Below are 12,126 nucleotides of genomic sequence, written 5' to 3'. Positions count from 1 at the left end.
CCCCAATGCTTCCGTATATGACGCTCGAAGGTTTGGTGCATCCTGCGATGCTGGCGGAGCATTCGTGGGGACGTCTGGATCAGCGTAGCCGCGTATGTGGGGGCGAGATTTTTAAGCGTCGTTCCCGCCGCTTCTGCGGCCTGCGCGAGCGCCTCTTCGGGTTCCATACCCGCTGCTATAAAACGCTTGATGCCCTCGGCGATCGCCTCGATATAGGTCTCGTCGAAGCCCTTTGTCTTACCACGGCGTTTCCGCATTCAACGATGATAGGTAGGTCAGGCGGTGCGCGGAAGCCGAGGGGAAGACCTACGCGTCCGGTCGATGGGTAGCCGGCCGTTGGACAAATGCCTCAAGCTCGTCCTCTCTCAGACGCCTCAAGGCCGAGGCGTCAGCCCATCGGCCGGGGTTCAGCGGGCGCCGTTCGAGGTAGGTGACGTAGCCGTGCCAGCCGTCAGTCTCGCGCGCTTGGTCCGATGCCGCACGACGAAGCACCATGGGGAGACCTGGCCGCAACCGGGCTCACCGTGCGGCGGCTGGCCGCGATGCTGCGCGAGTACGACATCACTCCGAGAAACCACCGCTGGTACGACGGCACCCAGTCCAAGGGGTACAGCCGCGACGACTTCTCCGACGCCTGGTCGCGGTACTGCCCTCAACCGCTCCAGAACCGCTCTGAGTCACAACCCGTACCGAACCGTCCCAAGCGTCGCATCGCAGGTCACGCCGGGGACGATTCGCCCGACCGGGACGGTTCGATGCGTCCCGACCAGCCATCCGTCCCCGGCCTGACCTGGGCAGGGACGGACGGGACGATTGGGACGGATCACCCCCACAGTCCCGGACAGCCCATCTGCATCCGTTGCCGACAGCCACTGTCCCACGACGACGGAACCCGCACCCATCCCAACTGCGCATGACCACAACCGAGAGCTCCACCACCCAAGGGAGAACGACGTTGACCACCCCCGCGATCGACACTGACCGACTGCTTGACGTCCAGGAGGCGGCCGTCATGCTCGGCACCTTCAAGACAAGCGGAGTGCGCTTCCCCCGCCGTCTGATCTCCGAGCGTCGTATCCGGTTCGTGCGCATCGGCCGCATGGTGCGCATCCCTGAATCCGCGATCCGCGAGCTGATCGAACAGAACACCGTCGAGCCGATCCGTGTAGCTCTCGAAAGGAAAGCCGCCTGATGGCCAGGAGACGATTTGGACGTGTCCGCAAGCTGCCGTCCGGCCGGTTCCAGGCTCGATATCCCGGCCCGGATGGGATCGACCGGCCCGCTCCGAGCACATTCGCGAGCAAGACGGAGGCTGCTCGGTGGCTGACGCTGAAGGAAGCCGAGCTGGCTCAAGACGAGTGGATCGATCCGGCTGCCGGAGAGAAGCCGCTCGGCGAGTTCGCGCAGAAGTGGATCCGCGAGCGACCCGGCCTCCGGTCCAAGACGCTCGTCCTTTACAGCGGTCTGCTGCGGAATCACATTGCCCCGACGCTGGGCACCAAGCCGCTCCGTGAACTCACCGCGCCGATGTTGCGGGGCTGGCGGCAATCACTGCTGGACGGTGGTCTTGGACCGGTTACAGCGGCCAAGGCGTACCGGCTGCTGCGGTCAATTCTGTCGACCGCAGTCGAAGACCGACTCATCAAAACCAACCCGTGCTACATCAAGGGAGCCGCCGTGGAGCGCAGTCCGGAACGACCGGTGCTGACTGTTGCCGAGGTCTACAAGCTGGCCGACGCGATGCACCCGACGTTCCGCGCCCTGATTCTGGTCGCAGCATTGGGCAGCCTTCGGTGGGGCGAGCTGGCAGCGTTGCAGCGGCGACACGTCGACCTGGTCGATGGGGTGCTGAGGATTCGCCAGGCCGCCGTCGAGCTGCCGACCGGTGAACTGCAGATCAGTCCACCAAAAACCGCTGCCGGCCGCCGGACTGTGTATCTCCCGGAGATCGTCATGCAGGATCTGCGCGTGCACTTCGACATCTATGTCAAACGACTGCCTGAAGCATTCGTTTTCACGGGAGCCAAGGGTGCACAGTTGCGTCGGTCAACGTTCCAACGGAACTGGAGCAAGGGACTCAAGGGAGCATCTCTTACCGGACGAGTCCACTTCCACGACCTGCGACACACCGGCAACACCTGGGCGGCCGAGTCCGGCGCGACCCTGCGGGAACTGATGGAGCGCATGGGTCATGCCAGCAGCAGGGCAGCTCTCATCTACCTCCACACCAACGACGGACGACACAAGGGCGTCGCCCAGGCGATGTCAGAACTCGTCGCTGAAGGTCTGCGGGACGACCCCGACGACGGTCTCCCGGTGGCATCGGGCACGTAACGGGCACGACGGGGGCAACCGGCCACTGAGATGACGAAACCCCAGGTCAGAAACTTGCCTTTGACCTGGGGCTTTGATCTGGAGCGGGTGACGGGAATCGAACCCGCACTGTCAGCTTGGGAAGCTGATGTTCTGCCATTGAACTACACCCGCGGAGCCGGTGGAACCGGCAGGCGCAGAAGAGCATAGCCGATCGGTGGGGGCGAAAGCACGACGGGTGCGGCGCGGCGCGAACGGGCGGCCGACCGCGACGCACTGCCCGGCAGCGCGGCGCGAACGGACGGTCGAGCGCGGTGCACTGACCGGGCGGGCACCTCGGTGCGTCGTTCGGGGCCGGACCGGTGGGGTGGTTGTTGCGGGGTCAGGAGATCAGGTGCCGGATGCATCGAAAAGGGGGACCCGGACGGTTTGCGATCGGGGTTCTTGGGGAGTTTTCCACAAAGGGCACGCCCAGGACTGGGCAGGTCCGTCATCTTCTGGCAGATTAGAACGCGTTGCCGGGGGCAACATTTGACGCAACGTGAGGATGCGGTCCTCGTCAGGACCGGACAAGATGGTTGCGGGGCAACTGGATGAAGGGGTGAACGGTGGCAACAGAGACAAGTGACGCGCTGGAGAACCTGGAGAAGGAGCTCGTCACGATGGCACGGCGGCTGCGCGGTCTGCAGCGGACGCTGTCCGACGAGGCGCACCCGGACCTGGAGCCGGCGCAGTACGCGTTGCTGAACCACGTCGAGGAGCTGGCGCCGGTGCGGATGGCCGACCTGGTCGCGGCGCTCGAGGTGGACAAGGGTCCGGTCAGCCGGGCCTGCGCGCGGCTGGAGGAGGAAGGTCTGCTGAAGCGGGCGGCCGACAAGTCGGACGCGCGGGCGACCCTGCTGACACTGACGGCGGCCGGCAAGCGCAAGCTGGCGGCGGCCCGGAAGAAGCGGCACAAGGTGATCGAGGACCTGCTCAAGGACTGGTCGCCTGCGCAGGTGAAGACCTTCGCCACCCAGGTGGCGAGATTCAACAAACTGGCCGGCTGAGTTAGTTGCCTCAGGCCCGGTTTCGGTACGCCGCAACGGTATCGGAACCGCACCCGTGAAGTCTGGTGGTGAGGTCTCGCCGGGGAGCTGAGGGCTCCGGACGATCCACCACCAGCCCACGGACAGGTCCGCCGGACGACCGGCGGAGTGAGGCGGGAACTGGGCGGATGAGCAGCGCGCTGCTAACGTGCGACCGTGCTGCTCTCCGACCGTGACATCCTGGCCGAGCTCGACGCGAAGCGGGTCCAGCTCGATCCGTTCGACGCTGCGATGGTGCAGCCGTCGAGTGTCGACGTACGGCTGGACCGGTTCTTCCGGGTCTTCGAGAACCACAAGTACCCGCACATCGACCCGGCCGAGGAACAGCCCGACCTGACCCGGCTGGTCGAGCCGGACGGCGAGGAGCCGTTCATCCTGCATCCCGGTGAGTTCGTCCTGGGGTCGACGTACGAGCTGGTGACGCTGCCCGACGACGTGGCGGCGCGGCTGGAGGGCAAGTCCTCGCTGGGCCGGCTCGGGCTGCTGACGCACTCCACAGCCGGATTCATCGACCCCGGGTTCTCCGGGCACGTGACGCTGGAGCTGTCCAACGTGGCCACGCTGCCCATCAAGCTCTGGCCCGGCATGAAGATCGGCCAGCTCTGCTTCTTCCGGCTCTCGTCCCCGGCCGAACACCCGTACGGCTCCGTCAAGTACGGCTCCCGCTACCAGGGCCAACGCGGCCCCACCCCGTCCCGCTCGTACCAGAACTTCCACCGCACCGACGTCTAGTACGCCGCAACGCAAAGGGCTCCCGGGTCACCCCAGGAGCCCTTCGATCAGGCAGTCGGCTTGAGCGCGATGAGCACCGTCTGGAAGCTCGAGTCGCCCGCTCCCTGCGTGTAGACGCCGCCGTACTTCGTCACCGCGGTCGGCGACTCCGGCTTGTTGTTGTACAGGGACATGTCCGAACCGTTCGCACTGCCCGGGTCAGTCGCCCCCAAGCCAGGATCCTGGCTCGGGGTCGAACCCTCGGTCGGTGTGCTGCTCTCCGACGGGGTGCTGCCGTCCGACGGGCTCGTGCTCTCCGAGGGCGTCGGCGCGCCGGCCGGGATGTCGTTCCCGGTGGCTGCGTCGAGCAGCACCGGCTGGGCCTCGGTCTGCCCGTAGATGACGCCATGGAAGGCGGCGGTGACGTCAGGGACGAGCCGGTTCGCAGCCTTGTCGGTGTATCCCCAAGTCTTCTTGCCGGTCGTGTCGTCGATGCCGAGGATCTCGCTGCTGTTGCCCATGCCTTCGGCGCAGACCACCGCGTTGGCCTCGTCGCCCAAGCACCTGAACTTGATCGGGTGATCGACGACCTGAGCCTTGATCGGCACGACCGCACCGGTCGCGATGTCGATCGAGTACAGAACGTTGTTGTAGTTGTCGTTCACAACGGTGCTTCCGGACACATAGGCGCGCTTCGAGCCGTGGCCGGCGCCGTACAGGGTGGCCTGCTTGGTCGGGAACTGCTTCGTGATCTTGCCTGTCGCGGCGTCGGCGATCAGGATCGTCGCGGCGCCGCGGCCGCCCGCGTCGCCGCCGTTCAGTCCGGCGACGACCCCGTTGAGCACGCCGGCCGGTTCGAAGGACGGGATCAGGCTCGACTTCTGTGTCTTCGGGTCGGCGTAGACGCTGAAGATCCCGCCGGACTGCGGGGTCGGTGTGTCGGGATGGACGCCGACCACGATCTGACCGGTGGCGGCGTCGTACGCCTGGCTCACGATGTTGTCGCCGGTCTGGCCGGCGCCGAGGAGCGGCGTGAGGTCCGCTGCCACTTCGGCGATCTTCTTGCCGTCGGCCGCGTCGATCCACTGGAACAGCACTTGGCCCTTGGCCTTCTGCGTGCCGCTGCCGGTGACGGACTGGACGTAGGCGATCGCGACCACGTCCTTGCCGTCCAGCTGGACGGGCATCGGCTCGGTCATCGCGGTGATGGTGGTGGTCTCGGACTCCGCGGGTGGGACGGTCCACGGCTGCCCCTGGGCGGCGATGTTCCGTCCGGTGATGCCGAACTTGCCGGCCATCAGAGACGTCTGGCCGACCATGCCGGAGGTCAGGCTGTACTCGTTGTCCTTGGCGTTGCGGGGGACGCCGAACGCCGACACCGCGGCGAATCCCTTGGGCGGGTCGAAGGACGCTACGGGTGGTGCCGACGGGGTGGCCGGGGCCGAGGACTCTCCGCCTGCGGACCTCGCGTCGGACTTCTTGTCGTCTCCGCCGCAGCCGGCCAGCAGGACGACGGCGGCGGTGACGGCGGCTGTTGCGACCATCGGACGCAGCATCGTTGGTTACTCTCCCCAGGTCTCGACCGAGAATGATCGCCTGAACGCTAGCAGTGTTCGCGGGTCCCCGATCGCGGTTATCCACAGGGGTTGCACCAACCTGCAGACTCAGCTGTGACTCCGGGTCCCCACCGTCACCAGTCCCAGGCGGTGCAGCACGCTGCAGAGTGCGGCGGCTGCACCGCTCAGCGGTTGGCCGGTCATCGGTACGCCGGTCATCGGACGATCGACAGGCCGGTCCCGCGGTGGCGGGGCTGGGGTTCGGCCAGCCGGCGGGAGGCCGGCTCGAGGCGGTCCGCCAGCCGGCGGAGGGCGGTGGCGAGTCCGTGCCGCGGGCCGTTGCCCTCCGGCTTGCGGTCGTGGCGCTGAGCCCTGGCCTCGGCGGCCCGCAACTGCTCGGCGACCCGGTAGCGTGCGACTTCTTCGTATTCGGTGATCATGTCCATGCTCCCCTCACGTTGTCCCCGTACTGATGTGATTTCGGCAATGCTTCGCCCAGGTCCCGCCAGACCGAAGACGTGCGGGACCTTCCTGGGTGGTGTGGTTCAGACCTTGACGACGGTGATGTCGCCGGAGACGGTGCGGGCCCGCAGCATCAGCGCGTGCTCACCCTCGGCCGGCTTCTCGCCGGGCTCCAGCTCGCACCGGATCCGTCCGGTGACGGTCTTCAGGTCCAGGTACGCCGGGACGCCGTCGGGAACCCCGATCTGGACGTCACCGCGGGCCGTCTCGGCCTGGACGCTCGGCCCGTCGGCGATCTCGACCGTGACGTCGCCGGAGCCGGAGGTGGCGACCGAGTGGTCGCGGATCCGCTCGATGGTGATGTCACCCGAGCCGACCTTGACGGTGGTGGGACCGCCGGCGTCGCCGACCTTGACGTCGCCGGAGCCGGTGCTCAGACCCAGCTGGTCGGCGGCCTCGCCGATGTCGATCGACCCGGAGCCGGTGCTGGCCCGGACCGCGCCGGCCGCGTGCTCGACCTTGACGTCGCCGCTGCCGGTGCTGACTCCGAGGTCACTCTCGACCCGGTCGAGCTGGACGTCGCCGGAGCCGGTCGCCAACCGCGCCGTACCCAGCGGCATCCGCGAGTCGATGTCGCCGGAGCCGGTCTTGATCCGCGCGTCCAGAGTCGCCGGGGTGGCGATCTTGACCTGGATCTCCGGGCCGCGGCCGCGGACGTTGCGGGGACCCTCGACGATCAGTTCGCCGTCCTCGACGGTGAAGACCACGTCGTCCTCGGGGCCGCTGTCGACGTCCAGGCTGACCACGGTCTCGGTGCCGTCGTTCGGCACGATCTCGACCTTGCCGGAGCCGATCTCGATCCGGACCCGGTCGATCTTGCCCGCGTCCTCGACGATCTGGCTGCTGAAGCCGCTCACTGGACCCATCCCGTCATCCGTTGTCCCGGCCCGTGGCCACCACGGCGCTGGTGCTCCTCGCGCCGCCGCTGGTGCTCCTCGCGGCGCTGATCCTTGTCTTCGCGCCGGCGGTCCCGGTCGCGGTCACGGCCACGCCGGCCGCGGTCGTTGCCGAACACGCCTTCCTCGCCGAAGGGTCCACCGGGGCCGAACACGCCGTCCGGTCCGAAGACCCCGTCGGGTCCGAGCGGGCCGTTCGGGCCGAGCGGTCCGTCCGGTCCGAAGACCCCACCGCGCGGCGGGCGCGGCGGCCGGGGCGGGCGGGGGCCACCGCGGCGGCGGTCGCTCAGCTCGGTCATCACGGTGCGCATCAGCCACGCGTTCGAGGAGATGCCCTCGGCCGTGGCGGCTTCGTCCACCTTGTTCTTGATCGACATCGGCAGCCGCAGCGTGATCCGTGCGGTCGGCTCGTCGGCGTCCAGCGTGAGCTGGTCGGTGACGTCGGTGTCGGTCTCGTCGTCGATGTCGTCGTCGGTCTCGTCCGGACCGGTCAGCTGGCTCGGGGCCGGCGTGACCACGAACTCGGGACGGCCACCGGCCATCCGGAGCTCGACCGAACCGGGGGACAGCTCGCGGCTGATCTCCCCGGCGGCGTCGGACAGGGCTGAGATGAGGGCCAGGCGGCCCGCGTCATCCAGCGTGGCTCCGAGGCGCTGTGCTACGGAGCGAGTTTGGTCGTCGGCCAGGGCGGTTGCGTTCTCCACGCTCCGCCGGACCGACTCGAGGTAGTGATCAAGTTCCATGACAGCAAGCATGACGTCATCATGACGTCACTGTCAACCCCTTCTGATGTCATGGTGGTGGCACGGGCAGAATGAGGGCCAGTCGTCGACAGGAGGAACCGTGTCCAGAGGAGTACTCGTCACCGGCGCGTCCAGGGGTGTCGGTGCGGCCGCCGCGCGGGCTTTCGCGCAGGCCGGCGACCGGGTCGTGCTGCATTGCCGTGGCGCGGTCGACCTGGCCGAGGAAGTCCGGGCCGGACTGCCCGGCGACGGTCATGCGGTGGTCGCCGCCGACCTCGGCGATTCGGCCGCAATCCCTGCCCTGGTTGAGGAATCGGCCGCCGCGCTCGGCCGGATCGACGTGCTGGTGAACAACGCCGCCCTGTTCGTCGACGAGCCGGTCGCCGGGTCCCGTCGGATCGGGCATCCGCCGGCCGAGACGCCGTACGACGAGTGGGTCGCGGCCTGGCGCCGTACTCTCGCGGTGAATCTGGAAGGGGCGGCGCACGTGACCTGGTGTGTGGCCCGGCAGATGCTCGACAAGGAGCCCGCCGAGGGCGTACGGCGGGGTGCGATCGTCAATGTGGGGTCGCGCGGCGCCTACCGCGGAGAGCCGGACGTGCCCGCGTACGGCGCCGCGAAGGCCGGACTGCACTCCCTGGGCCAGTCATTGGCCGTCTCGCTGGCGCCACATGACATCACCGTGACGTCAATCGCGCCGGGATTCATCACCACCGATATGACCGAGACCATCCTGTCCGGTCCCGCCGGCGATGCGATCCGCGCCCAGAGCCCCTTCAACCGCACCGCCACTGCCGAGGAGGTCGCCGACGCCATCGTCTGGCTCGCCTCCCCACAGGCCATCTGGTCCAGTGGCGCCGTCCTCGACTTCAACGGCGCCTCCTACCTGCACTAGTTGCCGTAGACCTCGAGTTCGACGATGCGGGAGTAGGTGTGGTCGTTGCCGTCGAGGCAGAGGATGCGGACGGCCGTGGCTTGGACGGGGGCGAAGGTGGACGTGACGTGGCCGGCGGTGTTGCCGCGGACCTGGGCGACGGTCTGCCACGTCCCGTTGGCCGAGACCTGGACGTCCCAGTCGCGCAGGCCGTTGGTCGCGGCCGGGTACTTGGCCGAGTTGAGCGTGTAGAGCTCGACGCGGTTGATGGTGGCCGGCTGGGCGAGGGTGACGTCGTAGTTGTCGGGGAAGACCGCGCGGGTGCCGTCGTTCCAGCCGGTCAGGGTGTCCCAGTGCTCGGAGTCCTTGTCGCCGTCGACCGCACCGCAGAGGAAGAAGTTGCCGTGCGTCGACGAGGCGGCGGCCTGCTCGCCGAGGGCGACGTTGCTGCCCGGATCCTTCGACGGCAGCGGGTTCACCTGGACCGGGACGGTGAGCCTGGTCTTGTCGACCTCGAGGTCGATCTTGTACGAGCCGGGCTTGGTGTCGCGCGGGACGCGGACCTCGACCGGTGCGGACACCGGCTGGTCAGGGTCGACGGCGGGCAGCCAGGACGAGAACAGCTCCCGGGACAGTTGCAACGGACCACTCGGGGCCAGCCTCAGGTCGGCGTACCGGTCCTGGCTGCCGGTGTTGGTCATGGTGAGCGTCAGGTTGCCCGGGAAGCAGGGCAGGCCGACGACGCTCAGTTGCTGCGGTTCGACCGAGACCTGTACGTCGGTCTGCGGATGACTGTTGGTTGCCTGGGGCACCGAACTGGACGCGACCAGGGTCGCCGCCACCGCGGCACCGAAGCCGACGGCCGACTGCCAGCGGATCTTCATCGCTGCACCTCCGAGATGCCCGGGCGCCCGTCCTCGACGAAGAGCTTGGCGCGGGTGCTGACAGTGCCGTTCTGGACCGTGACCTTGTCGACCACCCGGTAGTCGGAGATCCACTGCTGCGGCGTGATGCTGCAGCTCACGTAACCGCGCTGGAAGTTGCCGAACTTGATGTGCGGGTTCTCGTTCAGCAGGGTCTGGCCGCCGGGATCGATGTCCATGCCGTCCAGGCCTGACGTGATCGACGTACCGACGAACTCGGCGGCGACGGTCTGCGAGTCGGGGTTCGTGAAGTCGAGCTTGAGGTCCGACGCGACGCTGCGGTGCAGGTCGCCGGCGATCGAGACCAGGTTGCGGATCTTCCGTTGCGCGGCGCCGCCGAGGACCCGGTCGCGGGACGCCTCGTACCCGTCCCAGGTGTCCATCGGGACCAGGACGTCGGGACCGTCCTTGGTGTCGAGCCGGGCGATCGCGGTCTGGTGGGCCATCACGTTCCAGCGCGATCGCGAGGCCGTCCAGCCGTCGAGCAGCCACTTCTCCTGGGCGTCGCCGGTGATCGTGCGGGCCGGGTCCTTCGTCTCCGGACCGGGCGCCTTGGTGCCGTCGCCGTACGCCTGGTCCGAGCGGTACTGCCGGGTGTCGAGCACGCTGAACTCGGCCAGCCGGCCGAACTCGAACCGCCGGTAGAGCTGCATGTCCGGGCCCTTCGGCAACTGCGCGAGCCGCAGCGGCATGTGTTCCCAGTACGCGCGGAACGCGTTGGCCCGCCGGACCAGGAACTGCGCGGGCGGCGCGCTCGGATGCGCCTCGTCGGCCCAGTTGTCGACCACCTCGTGGTCGTCGAGCGTCACGATCCACGGCGCGACCGCATGTGCTCGCTGAAGATCCGGATCCAGCTTGTACGCCGCGTACCGGAGGCGGTACTCGTCCAGCGTGACGGTCTGCTGGGTGATGTAGGGCTCGTTCGAGTCCGGCCGGATACCGCGGTCGATGCCGAACTCGTAGATGTAGTCGCCGAGGAAGAACACCACATCGTGGTCCCGCTTGGCCATGTCGGCGTACGCCGTGTACCAGCCCTCCCACGAAGCCTGGCAGGAGGCGAAGGCCAGCGACAGCTGGGACAGGTTCGCGTCGGCCGGCGGTGCGGTCTTGGTCCGGCCGACCGGGCTGAGCCTGCCGTTCACGCGGAAGCGGTACCAGTACTGCCGCCACGGCCGCAGTCCTCGTACGTCGACGTGCACCGAGTGGCTCGCCTCCGGCCGGGCCTGGGTCACGCCGTCGCGGACGATCCGGCGGAAGTGCTCGTCCTCCGCGACCTGCCACTGGACCTCGACCGGACGCCGGTCCATCCCGCCGAACGGCGTGAGCGGCTCCGGCGCGAGCCTGGTCCAGATCACCACCGCGTCCGGCAACGGATCGCCGGACGCGACTCCCAGGGTGAACGGATCCCGCCGATCGGGCCGGCCGGTCGACCCGGCCGTCGCACTCCCGATCTCGGGCAGTTTGCCGGTCAGCGCCAGCGCGGCCGCCGTCCCGGACACGGTCAGAAAGGTTCGTCGACTACTGCGCATCGGCACAGGCCCCACCCGATCATCCGTAGGTGATCACTTCCGTAACGGGAGATTACGAGAAGTTCTCAGGATCGGGTGGGATCTGTCCGGATCCGGTCTCAGCGAGAGACGATCTTGCTCGCGGGAGGTGCGGTGATGCTGACGGGCTTGTTGTAGTCGGACATCGACATCACCATCGACACGCCGCTCAGGTCGAACGACAGGCGGCGGACCAGGTGGGACTTGTCCATCCACATCGTGTAGGTCAGGGTCTTCGGCACGCCCGCGGGGACCTTCTTGCCCTGTGCGGCAAGGGCCTTCGCGGCGTTGACGGTGACGGCGTACCGGTCCAGCTTCTCCCCGCCGATGGTCTCCGTGCGGACGAACTTGACGCCGGCCACGCTCGAGTCGAAGGAGTTGAAGATCTTGGTCGGGTCGCCGCCCTGGAGCATCTCGCCGAGCTGGCCTTGCTCGCCGATATCGATCTTCAGGTACTTGCCGGCCGGCGTGAGGCCAGGCATCGACAGGTAGCCGGTGCCCTTGATCATGACCATCTTCGCCGTCTTGCCCTGGAAGGCAGCGCCGGTCATCGTCATCGACATGGCCAGTGGCTTGGCAGTCTGGAAGCCGTCCATCGTCAGCACGGTGCTGCCGTTGGCGGTCATCTTGCCGATGATGCGCCAGGACTTCTGCTTGCTGATCGCGGCGTTCATCGCCGGGACGAAGGTGACGCGGTTCAGGTGTGCCACCGGGGCCGGCTTGACCGGCGCGGCGGTGTTGGTGGCGACCGGAGTCGAGGCCGGAGCGGACGGCTTGTAGCCGGTGGCTTCGGGCTTGGCGTCGTTACCGCAGGCGGCGAGGCCGAGAGCAAGCGGAACGGTGGCGACGGCGGCGATCGCCGTGCGGAGCTTCATGGTGTTGATTCCTCCCCAGATGTACAAACCGTCGGATCTTATGGTCTGGACCGCCTGGAGAGGAAGTCTTTTGCAGCT

The 12,126-nt window shown here is 67.9% G+C and carries 13 protein-coding genes and 1 tRNA gene; 6 read left to right on the top strand and 8 right to left on the bottom strand.

Annotated elements, in window-relative coordinates; all coding sequences use genetic code 11:
• The first annotated feature begins 473 nt into the window (after positions 1-473).
• Genes OG876_RS10225 through OG876_RS10215 form a run of 3 tightly spaced genes read left to right on the top strand, consistent with a single transcriptional unit; the run spans position 474 to position 2,334 of the window.
• Positions 474-917 (top strand): DUF3631 domain-containing protein, encoded by a 444-nt coding sequence (locus OG876_RS10225; RefSeq protein ID WP_328524557.1) that lies wholly within the window; start codon positions 474-476, stop codon positions 915-917.
• Positions 918-955: 38 nt separating this feature from the next.
• Positions 956-1,192: a helix-turn-helix domain-containing protein gene (locus OG876_RS10220; RefSeq protein WP_328524556.1), complete on the top strand. Its 237-nt coding sequence runs from the start codon at positions 956-958 to the stop codon at positions 1,190-1,192.
• Positions 1,192-2,334, top strand: coding sequence for a tyrosine-type recombinase/integrase (locus OG876_RS10215; protein ID WP_328524555.1), 1,143 nt, complete (start codon positions 1,192-1,194; stop codon positions 2,332-2,334). Before OG876_RS10220 ends, OG876_RS10215 begins: the two co-directional genes overlap by 1 nt.
• A gap of 79 nt (positions 2,335-2,413) precedes the next feature.
• Here the strand turns inward: OG876_RS10215 and OG876_RS10210 are convergent.
• Positions 2,414-2,487, bottom strand: a tRNA-Gly gene (locus OG876_RS10210).
• A gap of 434 nt (positions 2,488-2,921) precedes the next feature.
• Here OG876_RS10210 and OG876_RS10205 point away from each other — a divergent pair.
• Entirely contained in the window at positions 2,922-3,362 is a 441-nt protein-coding gene (locus tag OG876_RS10205; RefSeq protein ID WP_328524554.1) for a MarR family winged helix-turn-helix transcriptional regulator, read from the top strand.
• 195 nt (positions 3,363-3,557) lie between these two features.
• Positions 3,558-4,133, top strand: a complete 576-nt coding sequence (dcd, locus tag OG876_RS10200) for a dCTP deaminase (RefSeq protein WP_328524553.1) — start codon at positions 3,558-3,560, stop codon at positions 4,131-4,133.
• Between the two features lie 47 nt (positions 4,134-4,180).
• Here the strand turns inward: dcd and OG876_RS10195 are convergent, their stop codons facing one another.
• From OG876_RS10195 to OG876_RS10180, 4 genes are all read right to left on the bottom strand, one after another.
• Positions 4,181-5,656, bottom strand: coding sequence for a hypothetical protein (locus OG876_RS10195; protein WP_328524552.1), 1,476 nt, complete (start codon positions 5,654-5,656; stop codon positions 4,181-4,183).
• A gap of 227 nt (positions 5,657-5,883) precedes the next feature.
• On the bottom strand, positions 5,884-6,108 hold the full coding sequence (locus OG876_RS10190) for a hypothetical protein (protein ID WP_328524551.1): 225 nt from the start codon (positions 6,106-6,108) through the stop codon (positions 5,884-5,886).
• 105 nt (positions 6,109-6,213) lie between these two features.
• Positions 6,214-7,056 carry a DUF4097 family beta strand repeat-containing protein gene (locus OG876_RS10185; protein ID WP_328524550.1) on the bottom strand — a complete coding sequence of 281 codons (843 nt, stop codon included), beginning with the start codon at positions 7,054-7,056 and terminating at the stop codon, positions 6,214-6,216.
• Positions 7,044-7,829 carry a hypothetical protein gene (locus OG876_RS10180; RefSeq protein ID WP_328524549.1) on the bottom strand — a complete coding sequence of 262 codons (786 nt, stop codon included), beginning with the start codon at positions 7,827-7,829 and terminating at the stop codon, positions 7,044-7,046. Before OG876_RS10180 ends, OG876_RS10185 begins: the two co-directional genes overlap by 13 nt.
• Before the next feature lie 100 nt (positions 7,830-7,929).
• On the opposite strand from OG876_RS10180, the gene OG876_RS10175 reads away from it, so the two are divergent.
• Positions 7,930-8,724 carry an SDR family NAD(P)-dependent oxidoreductase gene (locus OG876_RS10175; protein ID WP_328524548.1) on the top strand — a complete coding sequence of 265 codons (795 nt, stop codon included), beginning with the start codon at positions 7,930-7,932 and terminating at the stop codon, positions 8,722-8,724.
• On the opposite strand, the gene OG876_RS10170 is transcribed toward OG876_RS10175, so the two are convergent.
• From OG876_RS10170 to OG876_RS10160, 3 genes are all read right to left on the bottom strand, one after another.
• Positions 8,721-9,587, bottom strand: coding sequence for a galactose-binding domain-containing protein (locus OG876_RS10170; RefSeq protein ID WP_328524547.1), 867 nt, complete (start codon positions 9,585-9,587; stop codon positions 8,721-8,723). The two genes, OG876_RS10175 and OG876_RS10170, sit on opposite strands and share 4 nt — an antisense overlap.
• Positions 9,584-11,125 (bottom strand): alkaline phosphatase D family protein, encoded by a 1,542-nt coding sequence (locus OG876_RS10165; protein ID WP_328524546.1) that lies wholly within the window; start codon positions 11,123-11,125, stop codon positions 9,584-9,586. Before OG876_RS10165 ends, OG876_RS10170 begins: the two co-directional genes overlap by 4 nt.
• A gap of 128 nt (positions 11,126-11,253) precedes the next feature.
• Positions 11,254-12,048 carry a hypothetical protein gene (locus tag OG876_RS10160; protein ID WP_328524545.1) on the bottom strand — a complete coding sequence of 265 codons (795 nt, stop codon included), beginning with the start codon at positions 12,046-12,048 and terminating at the stop codon, positions 11,254-11,256.
• Between the last annotated feature and the right edge of the window lie 78 nt (positions 12,049-12,126).

The organism is Kribbella sp. NBC_00359 (genome assembly GCF_036097425.1).
Lineage (GTDB): Bacteria > Actinomycetota > Actinomycetes > Propionibacteriales > Kribbellaceae > Kribbella.
The sequence above is the reverse complement of the archived record's forward strand: the minus strand, read 5'-3'. Positions and strand labels throughout refer to the sequence as shown.